General features: G+C 61.8%; 18 protein-coding genes. 7 read left to right on the top strand and 11 right to left on the bottom strand.

The features are described 5' to 3' along the window. Positions 1–40: 40 nt before the first annotated feature. The 3 genes from OCT39_RS09275 to OCT39_RS09265 form a co-directional block, all read right to left on the bottom strand. Positions 41–2,047, bottom strand: coding sequence for a TRAP transporter permease (locus OCT39_RS09275; RefSeq protein ID WP_263584201.1), 2,007 nt, complete (start codon positions 2,045–2,047; stop codon positions 41–43). Positions 2,048–2,093: 46 nt separating this feature from the next. Beyond that, positions 2,094–3,248 (bottom strand): TAXI family TRAP transporter solute-binding subunit, encoded by a 1,155-nt coding sequence (locus OCT39_RS09270; RefSeq protein WP_263584200.1) that lies wholly within the window; start codon positions 3,246–3,248, stop codon positions 2,094–2,096. Between the two features lie 217 nt (positions 3,249–3,465). Continuing rightward, positions 3,466–5,166 (bottom strand): SulP family inorganic anion transporter, encoded by a 1,701-nt coding sequence (locus tag OCT39_RS09265; protein ID WP_263584199.1) that lies wholly within the window; start codon positions 5,164–5,166, stop codon positions 3,466–3,468. A gap of 250 nt (positions 5,167–5,416) precedes the next feature. On the opposite strand from OCT39_RS09265, the gene OCT39_RS09260 reads away from it, so the two are divergent. Further along, positions 5,417–7,060, top strand: coding sequence for a methyl-accepting chemotaxis protein (locus OCT39_RS09260; protein ID WP_263584198.1), 1,644 nt, complete (start codon positions 5,417–5,419; stop codon positions 7,058–7,060). Here OCT39_RS09260 and rarD read toward each other — a convergent pair. Next, a complete protein-coding gene (gene rarD / locus OCT39_RS09255) occupies positions 7,037–7,939 on the bottom strand; it encodes an EamA family transporter RarD (protein ID WP_263584197.1) in 903 nt (300 codons plus the stop codon). The two genes, OCT39_RS09260 and rarD, sit on opposite strands and share 24 nt — an antisense overlap. A gap of 77 nt (positions 7,940–8,016) precedes the next feature. Between rarD and OCT39_RS09250 the strand changes: the two genes are divergently transcribed. Beyond that, positions 8,017–8,832, top strand: coding sequence for an amidohydrolase (locus OCT39_RS09250; RefSeq protein ID WP_263584196.1), 816 nt, complete (start codon positions 8,017–8,019; stop codon positions 8,830–8,832). Beyond that, complete coding sequence (locus OCT39_RS09245; RefSeq protein WP_263584195.1) at positions 8,832–9,536, top strand: pseudouridine synthase; 705 nt, start codon at positions 8,832–8,834, stop codon at positions 9,534–9,536. Before OCT39_RS09250 ends, OCT39_RS09245 begins: the two co-directional genes overlap by 1 nt. 207 nt (positions 9,537–9,743) lie before the next feature. On the opposite strand, the gene OCT39_RS09240 is transcribed toward OCT39_RS09245, so the two are convergent. The 6 genes from OCT39_RS09240 to gloB form a co-directional block, all read right to left on the bottom strand. Then, positions 9,744–11,336: an ABC transporter ATP-binding protein gene (locus tag OCT39_RS09240; protein ID WP_263584194.1), complete on the bottom strand. Its 1,593-nt coding sequence runs from the start codon at positions 11,334–11,336 to the stop codon at positions 9,744–9,746. Then, positions 11,329–12,399 (bottom strand): ABC transporter permease, encoded by a 1,071-nt coding sequence (locus OCT39_RS09235; RefSeq protein ID WP_263584193.1) that lies wholly within the window; start codon positions 12,397–12,399, stop codon positions 11,329–11,331. Before OCT39_RS09235 ends, OCT39_RS09240 begins: the two co-directional genes overlap by 8 nt. 2 nt (positions 12,400–12,401) lie before the next feature. After that, complete coding sequence (locus OCT39_RS09230; RefSeq protein WP_263584192.1) at positions 12,402–13,475, bottom strand: microcin C ABC transporter permease YejB; 1,074 nt, start codon at positions 13,473–13,475, stop codon at positions 12,402–12,404. Between the two features lie 30 nt (positions 13,476–13,505). Then, a complete protein-coding gene (locus OCT39_RS09225; RefSeq protein ID WP_412031142.1) occupies positions 13,506–15,323 on the bottom strand; it encodes an extracellular solute-binding protein in 1,818 nt (605 codons plus the stop codon). Positions 15,324–15,477: 154 nt separating this feature from the next. After that, a complete protein-coding gene (locus tag OCT39_RS09220; protein ID WP_263584190.1) occupies positions 15,478–16,710 on the bottom strand; it encodes a transglycosylase SLT domain-containing protein in 1,233 nt (410 codons plus the stop codon). A gap of 24 nt (positions 16,711–16,734) precedes the next feature. Beyond that, on the bottom strand, positions 16,735–17,502 hold the full coding sequence (gene gloB / locus OCT39_RS09215; protein WP_263584189.1) for a hydroxyacylglutathione hydrolase: 768 nt from the start codon (positions 17,500–17,502) through the stop codon (positions 16,735–16,737). A gap of 112 nt (positions 17,503–17,614) precedes the next feature. Here gloB and OCT39_RS09210 point away from each other — a divergent pair, with 112 nt between their 5' ends. From OCT39_RS09210 to nudC, 4 genes are read left to right on the top strand one after another with little or no spacing between them, the layout of a single operon-like run. Next, on the top strand, positions 17,615–18,409 hold the full coding sequence (locus tag OCT39_RS09210) for a methyltransferase domain-containing protein (protein WP_263584188.1): 795 nt from the start codon (positions 17,615–17,617) through the stop codon (positions 18,407–18,409). Next, entirely contained in the window at positions 18,406–18,906 is a 501-nt protein-coding gene (gene rnhA / locus OCT39_RS09205; protein ID WP_263584187.1) for a ribonuclease HI, read from the top strand. Before OCT39_RS09210 ends, rnhA begins: the two co-directional genes overlap by 4 nt. Next, positions 18,894–19,631, top strand: coding sequence for a DNA polymerase III subunit epsilon (gene dnaQ / locus OCT39_RS09200; protein WP_263584186.1), 738 nt, complete (start codon positions 18,894–18,896; stop codon positions 19,629–19,631). Before rnhA ends, dnaQ begins: the two co-directional genes overlap by 13 nt. After that, the gene (gene nudC, locus OCT39_RS09195) at positions 19,624–20,424 is read left to right on the top strand and encodes an NAD(+) diphosphatase (RefSeq protein ID WP_263584185.1); all 801 of its coding nucleotides are present in this window, start codon (positions 19,624–19,626) and stop codon (positions 20,422–20,424) included. The genes dnaQ and nudC overlap by 8 nt, the downstream gene beginning before the upstream one ends. A 4-nt stretch (positions 20,425–20,428) precedes the next feature. Here the strand turns inward: nudC and OCT39_RS09190 are convergent, their stop codons facing one another. Then, entirely contained in the window at positions 20,429–20,740 is a 312-nt protein-coding gene (locus tag OCT39_RS09190; protein WP_263584184.1) for an SCP2 sterol-binding domain-containing protein, read from the bottom strand. Positions 20,741–20,887 lie beyond the last annotated feature (147 nt).

Here is a 20,887-nt window from a genome sequence, read left to right as displayed (position 1 = left end):
ATGATTGTCGTTGTCCTGCGTAGCGCCGTAGCCAGTGCTGTTAGCCCAGCTGATGCGCAGGCTTTTGCCGACGCTGGCTCAAGCGGGCGAGCAGTACGCCGGGTATGAGCGCGGCAAGCGCCAAGCCGATAAGCTCGAGTTGGCTTAGCGGCACCAAACCGCCACCAGGCAGTGCCAGCAGCAGCCCTGCCAACAGCACCAGGGTGCGAATGATGCTCTCCTGCACCACGCCGTAGCCCAAACGGCCCACGCCGATCAAATAGCCCTGCATGGCGGAGGCGAACAGCACGATGCCGATGACCGCTTGTACGAACACAGCCAGAATCAGCAGCGGCGCGCCTTGCATGATCAGCGCTGGGTTGAGTACGAACAAGAACGGAATGAAATAGATCACGCTGCCCAAGCGCATGGCCTGCAGGCCAGTGGCCATGGGGCGGGCGCCTGCTACCGTGGCGGCGGCGAACGCGCCGAGCGCCACGGGCGGTGTGATGAAGCTCAACATGCCCCAATAGAGAATGAACATGTGCACCGCCATGGGATCCAGCCCACCGCCTTGAATCAGCGCCGGCGCTAGCGCCACGGCCAGGAAGATGTAGGCCGCCGTCACGGTCATGCCGATGCCCAGTACGAAGCTTGTAACCGCGCCCATGATCAACAGAAGCGGGACGCTGCCGCCGGCGATGTTGATGAAGTCGTTGGCGATGGTGCCAGAGAGCCCCGTCATGGAAAGCGCGCCCACCAGCATGCCCACGCCGGCGAGTATAGCGATCAGCTCGGCAAAGAGTTTGGCCGCTGAAGAGAGCGTATCGCTCACATCCGACCAGCCCCAACGGTTGTGTTTGGAGAGCTGGTTGAGTACTAAAAGCAGCGCGGTGGCGTAGAAGGGCGCGACGGCTTCACGCTGCATCACCAGCAGCATCCAGACCAGTAGGGCGAAAACGAAGACAAAGTACCAGCCCTCTTTCAGCGTCTGTTTTAGCGAAGGCAGCTCGATCTCGGGCAGGCCTTGAATATCGTTGCGCGCGGCGTAAGCATCGATCTGGATGAATAGCCCCAAAAAGTAGAGGATGGAGGGAATTACCGCCGCTAGCGCCACCGCCGAGTAAGGAATATCCAGAAACATCGCCATGACGAAGGCGGTCGCGCCCATCACCGGGGGCATCAGCACACCACCGGTCGAGGCGCAGGCCTCGACACCGCCGGCAAACGACCGGCTCATGCCGATACGCCGCATCGCTGGAATCGACAGTACGCCAGTGGTTAGGACATTACTGATCACACTGCCGCTCATCGATCCCATCAAACCGCTCGAAAAAATGGAGACTTTAGCCGGCCCACCGCGCACGTGGCCCAGAAGCGCGAAGGCGAGGTTGATAAAAAACTTGCCGCCGCCGCTTTTCTGCAGTACGACGCCAAATACCAAAAAGCCGATGACCAGCCCCGCGAAGGCTTGGAGCGGCACGCCCATGATGCTCTCGTTGCTCATGGTGTGGTACATCGCGGTCTGTTCGAGCGTCGAGGGAAACGCCTGAATCGGACCGGGCACTTTATCCGCCACCAGGGGGTAGAGCGAAAAGACCCCGGCGATGATAGCGATCGGCAAGCCCCCGGCCCGGCGCGCCGCCTCGATGATCAATACCCAATAGGCGTAGCTTGCGTAGATGGCGGTCTCTGGGGCCGAGAATGCCCAGCCGCGCTCCAGAATAGGGACGGCGTTATAGACGAAGTAGCCGCCCACGATCAGGGTAACGGCGCTGAGCAGATAGTCGTACCACGGTATTGGCTGCTCCTGTCGGCTCGCGCTCAAGGGCCAAAGCAGAAACACCAGCGGCAGCAGTAGCGCCACCACGGCGTAGTAAAACTGGGTCTCGAGGCCGGTGACGAAGGTCAGAAGCCCCATATTGAACAGGTAGTCCAAGGTCATCAGCATCAGAGCGACGGTGACCGCGGCGGGGATCCAACGAAGCGCAGCGGGCAGCTCGCGAATCTGGCTGATCTTCTCTTTTACCTGCCCATTCTGGTGGGCAGGTGGCGTATGGGTAGTCATAGGGGGTCGTCCATCAGCAGGGGCGGCGGGCGCCGCCCCGGGCGAGTCACTCAAAAACCGGTTCGAAGCCGGCGTCGCTTAGCGCGGTCGCACGTGCAGCCATCCACTCTGAGGTGAAGGCATCGTCATCGTCGGGTGCATCCTGCATGAACGTCTGCCAGGCTTGCATCAATACTTGCTGGCGCTCGACCAATTGGTTCTGGTGCGCTTGCAGCTCATCGTTCCAGACGCCGGTTTCCTTATAGTACTCGACTACCGCATCGTGAAACGGCACCACCCACTCCAGGTCCTGGAATTCCAACGCGTAGCCGTTGGCACCAGGGGCGTTATCCTTGTAGTCGTCGTAATGCTCCTGAAGCGCGCGGATCAGTCCGTAAGCGACGTTGTCCTCCAAATCCTCATTGGCGACCACGATCGGGTAGGGATAGCTGGCGCTGGCCAGCGGATTCTCCGGGCTAATATCGCCGGCGCCGGCAGTAACTTCATGAGGACGGAAATAAGGGGCGACGGCGGCCATGCGTTCCCAGCCCGCTTCGTCGTTTGGATCCAGTACCGGCCAACTGATGCCGCGTGGGCTGCTGGCTAGCTGCTGGGCAGGCGGCGTGACGGTCGTGGTGAAAGAGGCATCCACGTCGCCGGCGATGATGCCATCGAAGGAACGCGCGTAGCCGGGGTAATCCACCCGCTCTACGTCATCCCACGTGAGACCACCAAAGGCCAAATATGCTTCGGTGCCCTTGTTGAGCGCATCGTCGCCGCGGATATAGGCGATACGCTTGCCGGCGAGATCCGCAGGCGTCTCGACGTCCAGATCCCCGGCCACTGCAAGCGATAGCCCAAAGGAAGCGGTCGATGTGGTGATCACGCGAATCGGCTGCGGGCCCCAGTCGCGGTCAGCGAACATCAATACGCCTTCGGCGCCGTAGTAGCTTGCGATACCACAGGCGCAAAGATCGACGCGCCCCTGTTTGAGCGGTGTCATCCGCGACACATCGTTTTCACCAGGCAGCACGCGAACCGACGAGCCGTACTCGTTCTGTAGCATATTGCCAATGGCTACCGCTTGGGCGTAGCCACTGGAGTTGGTGCCATAGGCCGTCCAAGCCATGGTACTCGGAAGATCGATCTCATTGGCGAGCACAGGGCCGACGAACGAAAGAGGCAGAGTAGCGATGAGCAGGCGTTGAGTGAGCGAGCGCATGGAGAGCTCCTTTATTGTGGTTATAGGCCGCTATGGCGATTAATTAGTTACATTTGTTTACTTTTTATTCCGCTTAGCGGTACTTGGTTTTGCATATTTCAATTGATAGTAGAGATATCCGGCGGACAATGTCAACGCCAACGTTTGTAGGGGCGGGTAAGGTGAAGAAGACGTAAAAAAGCCGAGTGTTACCCGGCTATTCAGTGTTCAGGAGGTGTCAGAAAAATTCGCGCCAAGCGGTGTAAGTACTCAGAAACACCCGTCCGGTGAGCGCATCCAGAAAGTCGCTCTGCTTGAGCCGGTCCATGACCGGCCCCTTTACTTCGGAAAGGTGGAGCTTCACGTTTGAGTCTTTTAGACGTGCGTTGATCGCATCCAGACTTTCGAGTGCCGAGGCGTCGATCAGGTTGACCGCCGAGCAGATCAACACCACGTGCTCGATTTCCGGGCGGCTGGCCACCAGATTGTAGACGGTATCTTCCAGGTAGCGCGCGTTGGCGAAATAGAGGCTTTCGTCGATACGCAAGAGCGCGGCGCTCTTCGGCGCCTGCACATCGTGGCGCTGGATATTGCGAAAGTGCTCGGTGTCCGGCACCCGCCCGACCAGCGCACTATGCGGCCGGCTGGTACGGTAGAGAAACAGCGCAAGCGAGAGCGTTACGCCGCCGATAATCCCCGCCTCGACGCCTTCCACCAGGGTCAGCACGATGGTGAGCGCCATGGCGGCAAAGTCACTGCGGGAGTAGCGCCAGGTCTGACGCAACATGGGGATGTCGACGAGGGTCAAAATCGACACCGTGATGGTCGCGGACAGCGTCGCGATAGGGAGATAAAACAGCCAGCCGGTGAACGCCAGCGTGACCAGCGCAATGCCGAGGGCAGTAAAAGCGCCGGCCGCGGGCGTTTGCGCGCCGGCATCGAAATTGATTACCGTGCGCGAGAGCCCACCGGTCACCGGCATGCCGCTGGTCACCCCAGCGGCCAGGTTCGCCGCACCCAAACCCACCAGCTCCTGATTGGGTGAAATGCGCTGGCGCCGTTTGGCGGCGAGCATCTGTCCCATCGAGACCGACTCTACAAAGCCCACCAGGCTGATCAGTAGTGCGGGAATAAACAGCGCCTTCCACAGCGTAATGTCGCTTAGCGGAAAGCTGAACGCGGGAAGGCCGCCGGGTACGTCGCCGACCACGGCCACACCTTGTGACGCCAGATCCCAATGCCAGCAGACGAGCGTAGTCACGATCACTGCGAATACCGGCCCCGCTTTGGTCAGAAGATCCGCAAGCCCCGCTGGAACGCCAATCTTCGCAAACGCCCGTTTGCCAAATCGACGCATGCCGACCAAAAAGAGCAGCGTGCCCACGCCGATCACGACCGTGAAAACATTGATGGACATCAGGTTGGGCGCAAGCGTTACGACGCGCTCGACGAGGGTGAAGCCGCTGCTCTGGATGCCCAGCAGGCTTCCAAGCTGACTGGCGGCGATCAAAATGCCCGAGGCGGTCAAAAAGCCGGAAATCACCGGATGGCTCAAAAAGTTGCTAAAAAAGCCCATGCGGGCGATGCCCATACCCACGAGTATCAGCCCGGAAAGTAGCGACAGCACCAGCGCCGCCTCTAGGTACAGTGCGGAGCCGGGCTCGGCGACTGCGCTCAGCGCCGCGCCGGTCATCAGCGCGATGATCGCCACTGGCCCGACCGCCAGCGTGCGGCTGGTGCCCATCAAGGTATAGAAAAGCTGCGGCAGAATGCTGGCGTAAAGCCCCACCACCGCAGGCAGACCCGCCAGCAGCGCGTAGGCGAGTGATTGCGGAATCACCATGACCGTCACGATGAGTCCGGCCAGAAGGTCCGCGCTAAAAAGCCCCCGGTGGTAGTGGGGCAGCCAGGTAAGGATGGGGAAGTAACGCTTGAGCATAAAAAAGGAGTCGGCCTCTGAAACGTTGCATTACGCCTCTATAGTAGCGCGTTCGATCTAACCTTAGAGCTTATCGATAAAAAAAGAGCGCCATTCTCCCAAAGTGCTACTTTCAGACCGCGCATTACGGGGTAATCTCGATGGCAAGTACCAGGCTTTTCGAGGGTGCACTGTCAGTAAAAAGTACTGCCACACGTTTTAATATACGCCACCTTTATAACCATAATAATCATGTTGAAAAGGGAATTTTATGTTTTTACTCCGATGGCTGATGCCAGCTGTGCTTTTAATGCTTGCTTTTTGGCTGGTGACGCTTGGGGGGCATTTTGGCTATCTTGCCCAGCTTCTAGGCGTGCTGGCAGGCGCGCTGGCGCTCGCCGCTTTTTTACAGCGTGTGTACGATTCACGGGATCAGGGGGCGGCCCGCGCGGGGCACTTCAAGCCACTTGCCGACTACGCCTCGCTCAAGGCGATGGCCTACCGGTTGATGGGGCGGGCCAGCAGCACGGCGATCGCCTCGGCACAGGTGTCGCACACCGCCGATCTGATGGATCAGCGGCTTGTCAATCAGGAGCGCATGGCAAGCGAGGCGGCATCGAGCATGGCGTCGATCAACGCGACGATTCTACAGGTCAGCGCCAGTGCGACGCGGGTCGCCGAGCTCGCCGAAAAGGCACGCCATGCAAGCCATCATCATCAGTCGAGCCTAACGGCGATCGTGGACGACATGAACGACGTGGCGAAGCAATCCGTCGAGGCCCTCGATGAGCTGGCCGCACTCAACGATAGAATCGAGCGAGTGCGCAGCGTGACGTCGATGATCGAAGCCATTTCCGAGCAAACACATCTTCTTTCGCTCAATGCGTCGATCGAGGCGGCCCGCGCCGGTGAGCACGGCCGTGGCTTTGCCGTGGTGGCCGGCGAAGTGCGAAGTCTGGCACAGAAAAGCTCTGAAGCGACTCAGCGGGTCGACGAGCTGGTGCGTGACATGCACCAGAGCGGTCAACGCGTCATGTCGACCATGAACGAACTGATGGTACGGGTTCGCGAGCGCTCCAGAGGCATGCAGGCGGTCGGGGCTGGGCTTGATGACACGACCCGCGAATTCGATGATGTCGGTGAGGAGATCGGCGGGGTGGCAAAGGCAATGGAGAATACGAAGGCTCACAGCGAGACGGTGACCCGAACGCTCTCCCAGCTCGAGCGCGATGTAGACGAGGGCAATCGCGACATGCACGACCTGGCGGTTCAGGCGCGAGAGCTCATGGCCGCCGCCGAAGGCGTGGATGGTGAACTTGCTCAACAGCGCCTGCACGGCCGCCATCAAACGGTTTTCGCCGCCGCGCGCGAAAGTGCCGATCGCATCCAGGCCCTGTTTGAAAAAGCGATCGCCCGCGGCGAACTCACTCAAGAGGCGCTGTTTGCCCAGAATTATCAGCCCGTGCCGAATACCGACCCACCGCTTTATCGAACCGGTTTCGATGCCTTCACCGATGCGCATCTACCCACGCTTCAGGAGCCGCTGCTGATGTCGCTGGGGGTGAACTACGCCATCGCCTGCGACCGTCAGGGATACGTACCCACTCATAACGCGGCGGTGAGCCGCGCGCCCACCGGCGACCCGGCCCACGATCTGAAGTATTGCCGCAGCAAGCGAATTTTCGACGACCCGACGGGAAAGCGCTGCGGCGCGCACACCCAGCCACTTCTGCTGCAAACGTACCGGCGCGACACCGGCGAGATCATGCACGATCTGTCGGTGCCGATTTTCATCAACGGCAAACATTGGGGTGGTTTTCGCGTGGGCTACCCGCCCGAACGCATCGAGCGCGAGCAAGGCGAGAAGCTCAGGCCCCCGGCGCTTGCCTCGCTAAGCGCCGGCGCGCGGACGTGACCGCCAGGAGGACCAGGAGTAGAGCGCAAGCCCCAGCCAGATCATGATGAACGTGATGAGTTGGATGGTGCCGAGCGGCTCGTCGAACACGGTCAACGCAATCAGAAACTGCATGCTCGGGTTGATGTACATCAAAAAGCCGATGGTCGACAGGCGCAGCCGTCGGGCGGCGCCAGCAAAGGCCAAAAGCGGAAGCGCCGTTGCGACACCACAGCTGATCAAAAGCGCGCTGGTCGGCGCATCCATTAGGAAATGCGAGGCGCCCTGGGCGCTGAGCCAGGCCAGCGCGAGCAGTGCCAGTGGCAACAGCAATAGCGTTTCGACGAACAGCCCCGAAAGGCCGTCCAAAGGCACCTGCTTGCGAAAGAGCCCGTAGCTTCCGAAACTCAGTGCCAGCATCAGGCTGATCCAGGGCAGCTCGCCAAGCGTGACGAGCTGAATGACGATCGCGCTGCTCGCAAGCCCGAGGGCGGCGAGCTGCGTTTTGCCCATCGTTTCACGCAGCACGATCACCCCAAGGGCGACGTTGATTAGCGGCGTCAAAAAGTAGCCAAGGCTCGCCTGAAGCACCTGGTGGCTTTCCACCGCGTAGATATAGAGCCCCCAGTTGGCGCCGATCAGCACCGCGCAGATCAATACCCGCCCCAGCCGCCTGGGCGCTCTCAATGCACTCGTCACCGGCGCCCAGCGCTTGAGCAGCGTAATCACCGCGATCAAAAACACGCAGGACCAGACGATGCGGTGAAGCAGCACCTCAAAAGCGGGCACGCCGCTAAACAGTGCGAAATAGAGCGGAAAACAGCCCCACATCACATAGGCGGTCAGTCCAAAGGTAACGCCCTTGACGGCTTCCGGGTCGCGAGTAGGGGGCGATAGCATGACGGCCTCATCATCAAAAAATGCTAATCTAGCACACAATGTCATCATTCATCGGTAGAGCAACAAGGAGACCCGGTATGGCCGAGTTGAAAACGAGCCTGGTGCAGTGCGACCTGCGCTGGGAAGACCCCAGGGCCAATCACACGCATCTTCAAACGCTACTTGGCGAGCTCGACGGCCGCGATACCGACCTGATCGTGCTGCCGGAAATGTTTGCCACCGGCTTTACCATGAACTCCCGAGACATGGCCCAGCCCATGGCGCAGAGCGAGAGCGTGGCCTGGCTCTTGGACCAGGCGAAGGCGCGCGACTGCGTGATCACCGGGAGCGTGGCAATCGTCGATGACGGTGAGTACTACAACCGCATGATCTGGGCCACTCCGGACGGCAAGATCGACTATTACGACAAGCGCCATCTGTTTCGCATGGCCGGCGAGCACGAGCGTTACGGTATGGGCCGCGAGCGCAAACTCGTCGAACTCAAGGGCTTCAAAATCCTGCTCAGCGTCTGCTACGACCTGCGCTTTCCAGTCTGGTCGCGCCAGCAGCCGGGCGAGGGCGAGCACTTCGAGTACGACGCGCTTTTGTGCGTGGCCAACTGGCCGTCGCCGCGGCGCAATCCTTGGCGTACGCTGCTTCAGGCGCGGGCCGTCGAGAACCTGAGCTACGTCATCGGCGTCAACCGCGTGGGCGAAGACGCCAAGGGGCTCGCCTACAGCGGCGATTCGATGCTGGTCGACTTCAAGGGCGAGCCGCTCATTGACCGGCCCGCGCATAGCGCCTTCATTGAAACCGGCACGCTCGATAAAACCGCCCTCGATGAATTTCGTGAGAAGTTTCCCGCCTGGCAGGACGCGGACCGCTTCGAGCTTTTGCCAGGAGTGGGCCAGTAATGCGTCTGGATCGTTTTCTTAGTGAAACCACCGAACTCACGCGAAGCCTGGCCAAGCGCGCGCTCAAAAATGGCGAAGTGACACTCAACGGCGAACCGGTCAAGCAGGCATCCATTCACGTCGATACCGCCCAGGATGTCATCGAGTTAAGCGGTGAACGGCTGGCGCTCGTTGGGCTTCGTTACGTGATGCTCCACAAGCCCGAAGACGTGGAGTGCACCGCACGGCGCGGGCTCTACCCGCGCGCGATAGATTTGATCGATCTGCCCAGGGCGGAGCGGCTACAGCCGGTCGGACGCCTCGATGTGGATACCACCGGGCTTTTGCTGTTGACCGATGACGGACAGTGGTCTCACCGCATCACCTCACCGAAGCACCGCTGTGCCAAGGTTTACATTGCTGACCTTGCCGAGCCCGTCGAAGGGGCCGCAGCAGAGCGCGCCGTTGCGCAAATAGCCGAAGGCGTGCTGCTCGATGACGACGATACGCCTACCGCACCGGCGACACTCGAATTTCTGAGCCCGATGCGGGCATCGCTTGTGATCACCGAGGGGCGCTATCACCAGGTCAAGCGGATGTTCGCCGCGCTCGGCAACCGCGTGGTGTCGCTTCATCGTCAATCGATCGGGCCGATCGCGCTACCCGACGAACTCGCCCCGGGCGAGTGGCGCGAACTGACGGCGGAGGAGATAGCGCGTTTCTGAGTATTTCAGAGGCCACCCATAACTGCGTACTCACAAGCTCAATTTATACCGTTATCTTGCCCGCTGGCTACAAGCTGCAAAGTAGTGGCGAAATTGGAAATCGTTAAACAGAGTTTTCGAGCAGTGCTATGCACCGGTCATGAAAACCGGTGCATTTGAGTCGACGCAATGCCCGTTTTGGGCTGAAACCCGTTTTAGTCGCGCCTGCTAGGGTTCTACGGCAGCGAGCTGAGCGGCGTCGAGCAGCGCGCGGGTGTAGGCGTGCTGCGGGTTTGCCAGCACCTCGTGTGTAGGTCCCTGTTCGACGACTTCACCATCCTTTAATACCAGTACGCGGTGCGCCATGGCGCGGACCACGGCCAGGTCGTGGCTGATGAACAGGTAGCTGAGCTGGCGCTTGGCCTGCAGCTCGCGCAGAAGGGCGATGAGCTGCTTTTGCACCGTGCGGTCCAGCGCCGAGGTCGGCTCGTCCAGCACCAGAAGCTCGGGCTCCAGAATGATCGCCCGGGCCACCGCGATGCGCTGGCGCTGGCCGCCGGAGAACTCATGCGGGTAGCGCGCCGCACAGCTTTCGGGCAAACCCACCTCCTTGAGCGTGTGCGTCACGCGGCGCGCGACCTCTTCGCTTGAGAGTTTTGGGTAGTGAAAGCGCAGCCCTTCGCTGACAATATCGAACACCGACATACGCGGTGACAGTGCGCCGTAAGGGTCCTGAAACACCATCTGCAGGCGGTGGCGCTCGGCTCTCAAGGCGCGACCGCCCAGCCTACCCAGCGGCGTCTCGCCCAGGGTGATTTCACCCCGAGAAGGCACCAAACGCATGATCGCCGAGGCCAGTGTCGTTTTGCCAGAGCCGGATTCGCCCACCACGCCCAGGGTTTCCCCCGGGGCGATGTCGAGGTCTACCGTTTTGACTGCCTCGAACGCGGGGCGCTTGCGTTTGAATAGCCCGGCGGCGGGGCGCTCGAAGCGCACGCTGAGCCCGCGGGCACGCAAAAGCGGCTTGGTGGCGCTGACCGGCGCTGGCTGCCCGGTAGGCTCGGCATCGATCAGCGCTTGGGTATAGGCGCTTTGTGGGTGGCGAAACACCTCCTCGACCCGGCCGGTCTCCTCAACGCGGCCCGCCTTCATGACACACACCCGCTCGGCGAAGCGGCGTACCAGGTTCAAGTCGTGGGTGATGAACAGCATGCCCATGCCGTACTCGTCGCGAAGTGCTTTCAACAGCGCCAGAATCTCCTGCTGCACGGTAACGTCGAGCGCGGTGGTGGGTTCGTCGGCGATCAAGAGGGCCGGGTTGTTGGCGATCGCCATGGCGATCATCACCCGCTGGCGCTGCCCGCCGGAGAGCTGGTGCGGCCAGGCACTCAAAAGCTCGTCGGCGCGGGGCAGTTTGACCTGCTCCAGTAGCTCCTTCGCCCGCCGGTGGGCGGCCTGACCTCTCAATCCCTGATGCAAGCGCAGCGCCTCAAACAACTGCTTGCCGATGCGGTGTAGCGGATTCAGTGAGGTCATGGGCTCCTGAAACACGAAGCCCACGCGGCTGCCGCGAAGTCCGCTCCACTGCGCCTTGCTTTGACGGTTGAGGTCGGTGCCCTCCAGCCAGCGCTCGCCGCTCACCCGGGCGCTGGCGGGCAGCAGATCGATCGCTCCCAGCGCCGACACCGACTTGCCCGAGCCGGATTCCCCCACGATCGCCAGCGTTTCGCCGCGATGAACCTCGAGTGAAAGCCCGTCCACCACCGGCTGACCGTCGAAGGCAACGCTAAAATGGTCGAGGCGAAAAAGCGGTTCAGGCATGCGAGGCTCCCGGCGCAGGCGTGGCGCCGTGGCTGACGTGGCGAGGATCGAAAGCGTCTCTCAAACCCTCGCCGATGAACACCAGCAGCGAGAGCATGATGGCAAGCGTCATGAAGGCCGTGATGCCAAGCCAGGGCGCGTGCAGGTTGTTCTTGCCCTGGGCCGCCAGCTCACCAAGCGAGGGCGCGCCCGGCGGCAGGCCAAAGCCGAGAAAGTCCAGCGCGGTTAGCGTGCCGATGGCACCAGTGAACAGAAACGGGATGAAGGTGAGCGTGGCGACCATGGCGTTGGGGAGCACGTGGCGCCACATGATCAGCCGTGAGGGTAGCCCCATGGCTTTGGCCGCGCGCACGTACTCCAAATTACGCGCGCGCAGAAACTCGGCGCGCACGATATCGACGAGCCCCAGCCAGGAGAAGAGCAGCATGATGCCCAACAGCCACCAGAATCCGGGTTGCACGAAGCTTGCCAGAATGATCAGTAGAAACAGCACCGGAAGCCCCGACCAGATCTCGGTAATGCGCTGGCCGATCAGGTCCACCTTGCCGCCAAAATAGCCCTGCACGCCGCCGGCGAGTACGCCCATCACGATCGACCCGGCGGTGAGCACCAGGGCGAACGCCACCGACAAACGAAAGCCATAAATGACCCGGGCCAGCACGTCGCGGCCCTGGTCGTCGGTGCCCAGCCAATGGCGCGAATCCGGCGGTGCCGGCGAGGGCCGGCTCATCTGCATGTCGAGCGTTTGATAGGAGAACGGAATCAGCGGCCACAGCGCCCAGCCGTTGTCCGCGATCTGCTCGCGAATGAAGGGGTCGAGATAGTCGGTGCGGGTCGGTAAGAAGCCGCCGAACTCGGTTTCCGGGTAGTCGATGAGAAGCGGGGCGTACCATTGGCCATCGAAGTGCATGACCAGCGGCTTATCGTTGGCGATCAGCTCGGAGGCTAAGCTTACGACGAACAGTACGCCAAAGATCCAGAGCGAGACCCGGGCGCGGCGGTTGGCGCGAAACGCCGCCAGGCGGCGTCGGGTAATGGGCGAGAGGCGGTGAGCAGCGGCCATGGTCAGGACTCCCTGGTCGCAAAGTCGATGCGCGGATCGACCCAGACGTAGGTCAAATCGGACAGCAGCTTCAATAGCAGCCCGATGACGGTATAGAGAAACAGCGTGCCGAAAATCACCGGGTAGTCGCGCTGCATCACCGCCTCGAACCCGAGCAGGCCCAGCCCGTCGAGCGAGAAGATGACCTCGATCAAGAGCGCCCCGGTGAAGAAAATGCCGATCAGCGCCGCGGGAAGCCCCGCGATGATGATCAGCATCGCATTACGAAACACGTGGCCGTAGAGAATGCGATTTTCGCTTGCGCCCTTGGCGCGGGCGGTGAGCACGTACTGCTTGTGGATCTCGTCGAGAAAGCTGTTCTTGGTCAGCATAGTGAGCGTGGCGAAGCTGCCAATCGCGGTGGCCGCGACCGGCAGTGCAATGTGCCAGAAGTAGTCCTTGATTTTGCCAAGCGTCGAGAGCTCGTCGAAATTGGGCGAGGTGAGGCCTCTGAGCGGAAACCAGTCCAGGTAGCTGCCGCCGGCGAACACCACGATCAGCAGGATCGCGAATAGAAAGGCGGGGATCGCATAGCCCACAATGACAAGCCCCGAACTCCACACGTCAAAGCGCGAGCCGTGATGCAGCGCCTTGCGAATGCCCAGTGGGATCGAGATCACATAGACCAGCAGCGTCGACCAGAGCCCGAGCGAAATCGACACCGGCAGGCGCTCGATCATCAGGTCGATCACCGGGCGGTCGCGAAAGAAGCTGGTGCCGAAATCCAGCCGCGCGTAGTCCCACAGCATGGTGAAAAAGCGCTCGTGAGCGGGCTTGTCGAAGCCGAACTGCTGCTCGAGCTGTTCGATGAAGCGCGGGTCGATCCCTCGCGCCCCGCGGGAGTCGTCGTTGACCTGGATGTCGGCGCCGCCCATGTCCAGTCGCGTGCTGGCCATGGCGTTCGCGCCTTCGAAGCGCGCCAGCATCTGATCGATCGGCCCGCCTGGCGCGGCCTGCACGATGATGAAGTTGAGCAGCATGATCCCCAGCAGCGTGGGGATCATCAGCAGCAGTCGGCGAAGAGTGTAGCGGGCCACGGTGCGCTCCTGGCGATGGTCGAAAAAGCCCTAGCGGTGGCGCTCGAGCCGGGCTTCGCGTTCGCGGTCCACCCACCAGGCGTCGAGGTCCATGGCGTAGGCGGGAAACGGCTCCGGATAGCCGAACTTGTCCCACACGGCGATACGCGTCTCGCCGGAGTAGTAGTGCGGGATGGCATAAAAGCCCCAGCGCAGCACGCGATCCAGCGCTCTTGTCGCGGTGTCGAGCTCCTCACGGTCGGAGGCCGAGATGATGTGGTCGACCAGATCGTCCACCGCCGGATGGGCCAGCGCCATGCGGTTGCGGCTTTGCGGCGCCTCGGCGGCGGCGCTCGTCCAATAGTCGCGCTGCTCGTTGCCCGGGTTGTTCGACTGCGGATAGTGGCTGATGACGATATCGTAGTCGTAGTTGCGCACCCGGTTCAGGTACTGGTTGATATCGACGATGCGCATCGAGGTCTCGATACCGAGGCGCGCCATGTTCCGGAGCATCGGCTGCACCACGCGCTCGAGCGCGGCGTCATACATCAGCACTTCCAGCCGCAGCGGCCTGCCCGTTTCACGGTGGATCAGCTCGCCGTCCTCCACCTCGTAGCCGGCCTCGCGCAAAAGCGTGAGCGCCCGGCGCAGGCGTTCGCGAAGCGCGGTAGGCTCATCAATGGGCAGCGGCTCGGTGAAAAGCCGATCCGAGCCGTGGGAGGCCAGCAGTTCCTCACGGTGCGGCTCGAGAAGCGCAAGCTCGGCTTGCGAGGGCAGCCCGGTCGCTTCCATCTCCGAGTCCTGGAAGTAGCTTTCGGTGCGCTGGTAGGCGTTGTAGAAAATATTGGTATTGAGCCAGGGGAAATCGAAGGTGAGAGAGAGCGCCTCGCGTACCCGCGGGTCCTGGAATTTCTCTTTTTTCAGGTTGAAAACGAAGGCCTGCATCATGGCCGGGTTGACGTCCGGCACGGTGATACGCTTGATCAGCCCTTCGTTGTAGGCGGGAAAGTCGTAGCCGATCGCCCAGGTCGCTGCGCGGGCGTCTTCGCGAAAATCGATCAGTCCCGCCTTGAACGCCTCCCAGGCGATATCGCGGTCGCGATAGTAGTCGTAGACGATGCGATCGAAATTGTAGCGGCCGATATTGACCGGCAGGTCCTTGCCCCAATAGTTCTCGTCGCGCTCGAACACGATACGCCGGCCCGGGTCGACCTCGCCGATGCGGTAGGGCCCGGAGCCCGGGTGGGCGGCGAGGGTGGGCGAGGTGAAATCCCTGGGCTCCCAGTAGTGGCGCGGCAGGATCGGCAGCTGCGCCACGATCAGCGGAAGCTCTCGGGAGGTGGTGTCGCTGAACTCGAAGCGTACCTGGTGCTCGCTCTGGGCGATCACGTTCGAGACCCCCGCGTAGTAGCTGGCAAAAAACGGGTTACCTTCTTCGCGCAACAGGTTGAACGTAAACACCACGTCGTAGGCGGTGACCGGCTCGTTGTCCTGAAAGCGCGCCTCCGGGCGCAGGTCGAACTCGATCCACTCGCGCTCCGGGTCCAGGCGCACGCCTTCGGCGAGAAGCCCGTAGAGGCTGAAGGGCTCGTTCGGGTTGCTCGCCATGAGGGTATCATAGACGTAGCTGCTCACCCCAGTGGCAGGGGTGCCGCGAATGATGAACGGGTTGGTCGAATCGAAGCTCGAACCCACCGCGGTGTGCACGATGGAGCCGCCCTTCGGCGCCTGGGGATTGACGTGGGGAAAGTAGGCGAAGCCGTCGTCAAGCTCCGGGCTATCATAGAGCGAGAGCGCATGAGTGGTTTCGACCATCGCGCTTTCGGGTTCGTCCAGAAGTGCCTGGGGCACGTGCTCGCTCTGCGCCAGCGCCGGTAGCGCTAGCGCCCAGGCGGTAAGCGCCAGCGCGCGCAAGCTCGTTACCCGTAAGCTCTTTATCCAAAAGCTCTTTACAAAGGCCACACCGCTTCGCATCGAGGATGTCCTTGGGGTTAAAAAGTCACGACGCAGCAGCCTGAAAGCGTTATGTGTTGCTCTCCTGACGCGCCGACAGTGCCAAAAGCTGGCCCGGCTGGATCGCACTCGGCCGCTCGAGTGCATTCCAGCGAATCAGGTCGCGCTGGTCAAGATTATAGCGCGCAGCGATGGCAGAAAGGCTATCGCCGCTTTCAACGCGGTGCACCGACGGCGTCTGCGTCGAGGCGAGCACCGGGGCGCTGTTTTGCGAAAGCTCGGCGATTAGCGCGGTGTCGGCCTCCTCGGGAACCAGCAGCGTCTGGGCGCTGCGCGGGCCGGCCTGTGCCGCCAGAAGCCCCGGGTTCAGCTCCACCAGACGCTGCTGGCTGACGTCCAAAAGGGCCGACGCCTCGGCCAGGCTCAAGGGCGTTGCCAGCTGCACCTTGGCGAAGGCCGGCGAGGCGTGAATGTCGGGCAGCGTCACGCCGTAGCGCTCAGGATCCTGAATGATGGTCGAAATCGCCTTGAGCTTGGGCACGTACTGCAGCGTCTCCGAAGGCAGACTGAGATCCCAGTAGCTGCCTTCCAGCCCTTGTCCCTGGGCGCGGCGCACCGCCTTGTTCACCGTACCGGCGCCAGCATTATAGGCGGCAAGCGAGAGCATCATGTCGCCGTGGTACCACTGCTCGGCCTGGGATTCGAGATAGTCGAGCGCCGCCTGGGTCGAGGTTAGCACGTCCAGCCGGCCGTCGTAGCGGCTGTTGCGGGTCAAGCCCAGCGCGTCGCCGGTCCGTGGCATGAACTGCCAGAGCCCCGCCGCGCCCATGTGGCTTTTCGCGCTGGGGTCAAACGAGCTTTCCACAAAAGGAATCAGCGCAAGCTCGCCGGGCAAGCCGCGTTCGCTGACCTGCTCGGTGATATAGGCAAGCCAAGGCGTTGCCCGCTCGATAATGGCGACGATGTTTTCCGGGCGCGCGCGGTAGTGTTCGATCCACTCGTCGACACGGGCCTGGGCGTCCGGGCGCAGTGTTTTGTCCTGCCACTGAAAGGAGGTGCGAAGCGTGGTCCAGACGCTTTGCGGCTCCAGAGTGAGTGAATCCCAAAAGTGAGCGTGATAGGCATCGAGTCTGGCCGGGCGCTCGGCGGCGCGCTGTGAAACGCTCGGCGCGGTTGGGGCCGGCGTGAAAGTCGGGCGGTTGGCAGAGGCTTCGGAGTTCGTCGCAGCGGCCATCAAAAGGCCCATGATGACGGTGCTGCCAGCGCTTAGCACAAAGCGCTGGCGAATCGTTTGATAGGTCATAGCAAATCTTGTCGGGTAAAGGCGTTAGAAACGGTTTTTCCACTCGCGAAGCGTGGTAAACGTCGCGAGGTCGTCACCATTTGGGCCCTGTTCCCCGGCGGCGCGGCGCACGCTGTCGGTGCCCACGCGCAGATAGGGATTGATGGCAAGCTCGCGCCCAATGGTGCTTGGGAGGGTGGGGCGATCCATCGCACGCGCTTTCTCGCACTCATCCAGTGCGTTGGGAATGGCCTTGTTGTCCGGGTCGGCCGCCCGGGCGAAGGTGAGGTTGGCCTTCGTATATTCATGCCCGCCAAACACCAGCGTATCGTCGGGAAGTTTGGCAAGCGTTTGGAGCGAGGCGTGCATCTGCGCGGGCTCGCCTTCGAACAGCCGCCCGCACCCGGCGCAAAAGAGCGTGTCGCCGCAAAACAGAAGCGCTGGAATGCCCGCGGCAAAGTAGCTCACATGATCCAGGGTGTGGCCGGGGGTGGCGATGACCTCGAACATGCGGCCCATGACGCGAATTTCGTCGCCGTGACCGACCACCTCATCGAGTCCTTCGATGGTGGAGTCCTTCGGGCCGATGACGTGAGGCGAATAGCGTTTTTTGAGCTCCTTGATCCCACCGGTATGGTCGTGATGGTGGTGGGTGATCAGGATAGTGGCGAGCGTCAGGCCCTCACGCTCCAGAAGCTCGATGACGGGGGCGGCTTCACCGGGGTCCACGACACAAACGTTGGGGCTGGTATCCTGTCTTAGCAACCAAATATAGTTGTCGCTAAGGGCGGGAATCGGTGTCACGCTCATCATGGGCGAGATCCTTTAACGTTTTTCAAAACGCTACTGCGTGTGCCTGCCGCGTCTGCAAGAATTCGCACGTAGCCGCGCAAAAAAGTCGCTACTTTGGAGGGAAGCGCGTTTCATGTCAAATTCCCCGATGGCCGCAGAGCTTGCTCGGCGTATGGTCCAAAGCCAACCTTATTGGCAGGGCCCGGCGGGTCGCTCGCTTTGGGAAGCCCAGCGCGCCTGCCTTGGGCCGGTAGTCGAAAATCGCCGCGGCCAGCACTGCCTGGAGATGAGCATGGGCCGTTCGCTGATGTCGCTTTCTCAAATTCCTCATCGCGTGCGCTGGGCGCCGACTCATGAGCTTGCCGAGTCGGACTCGACACTGGTGTGTCCGCCGGACTGCTTTGCGCTGCCGGAGCGGTCCATGGATACCGTGATCCTCCATCACTGGCTCGAACAGCTGCCGGATGCCCACTTCACACTCAAGGAAGCCGCCCGGGTGACGAGTGACCACGGCGTACTGGTACTATTTGGCTTCAACCCACTGTGCGCCAGCGGGCTTTTGAAGCGACGGCACCAGGGCCACTCGGCGTTTCCTTTCAACGGTGACTGGCAGGGCGTGAACCGGCTGCGCGACTGGCTGGCGTTTGTCGACTTCGAGGTGAAACGCGTAGACTACTGCTGTTTTCGCGCCCGTATGAGCGCAGCCTGTGGCGAGCGCTGGGAGGCCTGGGGGCGGCGCCATAACCTGCCGCTGGGGCAAAGCTACATGATCCAGGCCTGCCGGCGAGAGCGCGGCGCGCCTATCGAGCGGGTTCGGTTCAAGCTGCCCTCGCGGGCGCCGTCCTCATCGCTTGGCGCCTCGCGCCACGGTGCCCGACTTGCGCCCCCAGGCGAATCCTCCTCTCGTATGTCAAAGGAACGTCAGTGACCAAGCAAGATAAAGAGCCCGGTGTGAAAGAGCCCCGTGTGGTGGTGTACACCGACGGCGCCTGCCGTGGCAATCCAGGCCCCGGCGGCTGGGGCGTGGTACTTGAAAGCGGCCCGCACCAAAAGACCCTCAAGGGATTCGAGCCGCAGACGACCAACAATCGTATGGAGCTGATGGCCGCCATCATGGCGCTGCGCACGCTCAACACTGCCTGTCAGGTCGAGCTCTGGACCGACTCCCAGTACGTGCGCCAAGGCATTACCCAGTGGATTCACAACTGGATCAAGCGCGGCTGGAAAACTGCCTCGAAGCAGCCGGTCAAGAACGCCGAGCTTTGGAAAACCCTGCACGAGGAGACCAGGCGTCACCGCGTCGAGTGGCACTGGATCAAGGGGCACAGCGGTCACCCGGGCAACGAAAAAGCTGATGACTTGGCCAACGAAGCGATCGATGAGGCCAGCGACGATCAGAAAAGGAGCAGCGCATGCGGCAAGTAATCCTCGACACCGAAACCACGGGGATCGAAACCCGAGACGGCCACCGCATGGTCGAGATCGGCGCGGTAGAGATGATCAACCGCCGCCTGACCGGACGCACCTATCACCAGTACATCAACCCGGAACGCCACATCGACGCAGAAGTCGTGGCGGTCCACGGTATTGACGACGCGAAGGTGGCCAACGAGCCGGTGTTTTCCCAGATCGCCGATGAGTTCTGGGCGTTCATCGAAGGGGCGGAGCTGGTCATACACAACGCACCGTTCGACGTAGGCTTTATCGATCACGAGCTGAACCTGGCCAATCAGCGTCGCCAGGGCCCGGCGCTTGGCCCGGTGCGCGATCACTGTCGCGTGCTCGATACGCTGACCATGGCGCGCCAGATGCACCCGGGCCAGCGCAACAGCCTGGACGCGCTGTGCAAGCGTTATGATATCGACAACGGCCACCGCGTCCTTCACGGCGCTCTGCTTGACGCCGAGATTCTCGCCGACGTCTATCTGGCGATGACCGGCGGCCAGACCGCGCTTAGCCTCGATGCCGAAGCGGGCGCCGAGCGCGAAGAGTCTTCCGCGGCAAGCGAGGGGCTATCGATCCAGCGCCTGTCGCTTAAGCCCGGCGCGCTCAAGGTGGTTCGCCCCACCGAGGAAGAGGAGGCGGCCCACGCTGCCAAGTGCCAGGCGCATTCGCTTCACTGGCTTGAGAGCGCTACCCCCAATGCTTAAACGCAACATCCCCCTGAATGCCGGCGAAGGCCATGTGATTCGCTTGGCGCGTGGGCGGCTGGCGCCCGGCGTCAGCACGCAAGAGGGTACGCTGACGCCGCTTCAGCCGTGGCAGCCCTGGAGCGCCGATATGCAGCCGCTTTGCTATTGGGATGACGAGCCGGTGGCGCTCTCTATCGAGCAGACGCCGCAGGAGAGCTGGATCGAAGGCCGGGAGTGGCTCTCGCTGTTGCCGGAGAGCTGGTTCAGTCTGCTATCGACGGCGCTGCAGGTCAGCGCGTGGCTCGACAACCACCGTTTCTGCGGGCGTTGCGGCGCACAGGCAACGCGGCTGGGCGCCGAGTTCGCCATGCACTGTGATGCCTGCGGCCACCGCAACTACCCGCGCATTTCGCCTTGTATCATCACGCTGGTGACCCGGGGTGAGGCGATGCTGCTGGCACGCAGCCCGCGCTTTGCGCCCGGGCGCTACTCCACGCTTGCCGGCTTCATCGAACCCGGCGAGTCGGCGGAGGAGGCGGTTCACCGCGAGGTGTTTGAAGAGGTGGGTGTGTACATCGATAATCTGCGCTATCACAAGAGCCAGGCGTGGCCGTTTCCGCACTCGCTGATGCTGGGCTATTTTGCCGAGGCCACGACCCGGCGCATCCACATTGACGGCGTCGAGATCAGCGATGCGGCCTGGTTTTCACCGCGCAAGCTGCCAACGCTTCCCCCGGCCTACTCCATTTCCCGCGAGTTGATCGAGACACACCTGGCGCGCGTGCGCGGCGACGACTACTTGACTGGATAGGCCTCTACTGGCTGGGGAACAGGCTCGTCAGTTTGGTTGCCAGCATGACGTTGCCGGAGGCCTTGAGTTTACCGCTCATGAACGCGCTCATGCCGCTGATGTCGCCGGTCATGATGCCGCGTAGCGTCTCCGTGCTGGTGGTCAACGTCACCGACGGGTCATCGTGCTCGCCTTCGTGAATGCCGAGGGTGCCGTCCTGAACGTGCAGGTAGTGGCTCTGCTCGTCAGTGAAGTGAAACTGAAAGATTTCATCCATGCCCTTCGCCGCTTGTGGGTCGAAGCGCGATTCGAGCTTTTCAAAGGTGGTCGAGGACATCGAGGGTTTCCTGTAGCGTGTCGTTTCAAAAATTGGGCGATGTTTCGCCACGATAGGAGGATACTGGATAGAAGGAGTCTAGCGTGGCGCCCGCGAAGAGCCTATTTAAAACACGCGTTTTAATCAAGCGAGTATATTGGGCTATCC

The organism is Halomonas sp. GD1P12 (assembly GCF_025725645.1).
Classification (GTDB): domain Bacteria; phylum Pseudomonadota; class Gammaproteobacteria; order Pseudomonadales; family Halomonadaceae; genus Vreelandella.
The sequence above is the reverse complement of the archived record's forward strand: the minus strand, read 5'-3'. Positions and strand labels throughout refer to the sequence as shown.

What these genes read in the sequence shown, in the direction of transcription:
- OCT39_RS09275 (WP_263584201.1), bottom strand. Translation starts at nt 2,047, where the DNA reads ATGACTACCCATACGCCACCTGCCCACCAGAATGGGCAGGTAAAAGAG.
- OCT39_RS09270 (WP_263584200.1), bottom strand. Translation starts at nt 3,248, where the DNA reads ATGCGCTCGCTCACTCAACGCCTGCTCATCGCTACTCTGCCTCTTTCG.
- OCT39_RS09265 (WP_263584199.1), bottom strand. Translation starts at nt 5,166, where the DNA reads ATGCTCAAGCGTTACTTCCCCATCCTTACCTGGCTGCCCCACTACCAC.
- OCT39_RS09260 (WP_263584198.1), top strand. Translation starts at nt 5,417, where the DNA reads ATGTTTTTACTCCGATGGCTGATGCCAGCTGTGCTTTTAATGCTTGCT.
- rarD (WP_263584197.1), bottom strand. Translation starts at nt 7,939, where the DNA reads ATGCTATCGCCCCCTACTCGCGACCCGGAAGCCGTCAAGGGCGTTACC.
- OCT39_RS09250 (WP_263584196.1), top strand. Translation starts at nt 8,017, where the DNA reads ATGGCCGAGTTGAAAACGAGCCTGGTGCAGTGCGACCTGCGCTGGGAA.
- OCT39_RS09245 (WP_263584195.1), top strand. Translation starts at nt 8,832, where the DNA reads ATGCGTCTGGATCGTTTTCTTAGTGAAACCACCGAACTCACGCGAAGC.
- OCT39_RS09240 (WP_263584194.1), bottom strand. Translation starts at nt 11,336, where the DNA reads ATGCCTGAACCGCTTTTTCGCCTCGACCATTTTAGCGTTGCCTTCGAC.
- OCT39_RS09235 (WP_263584193.1), bottom strand. Translation starts at nt 12,399, where the DNA reads ATGGCCGCTGCTCACCGCCTCTCGCCCATTACCCGACGCCGCCTGGCG.
- OCT39_RS09220 (WP_263584190.1), bottom strand. Translation starts at nt 16,710, where the DNA reads ATGACCTATCAAACGATTCGCCAGCGCTTTGTGCTAAGCGCTGGCAGC.
- gloB (WP_263584189.1), bottom strand. Translation starts at nt 17,502, where the DNA reads ATGATGAGCGTGACACCGATTCCCGCCCTTAGCGACAACTATATTTGG.
- OCT39_RS09210 (WP_263584188.1), top strand. Translation starts at nt 17,615, where the DNA reads ATGTCAAATTCCCCGATGGCCGCAGAGCTTGCTCGGCGTATGGTCCAA.
- dnaQ (WP_263584186.1), top strand. Translation starts at nt 18,894, where the DNA reads ATGCGGCAAGTAATCCTCGACACCGAAACCACGGGGATCGAAACCCGA.
- nudC (WP_263584185.1), top strand. Translation starts at nt 19,624, where the DNA reads ATGCTTAAACGCAACATCCCCCTGAATGCCGGCGAAGGCCATGTGATT.
- OCT39_RS09190 (WP_263584184.1), bottom strand. Translation starts at nt 20,740, where the DNA reads ATGTCCTCGACCACCTTTGAAAAGCTCGAATCGCGCTTCGACCCACAA.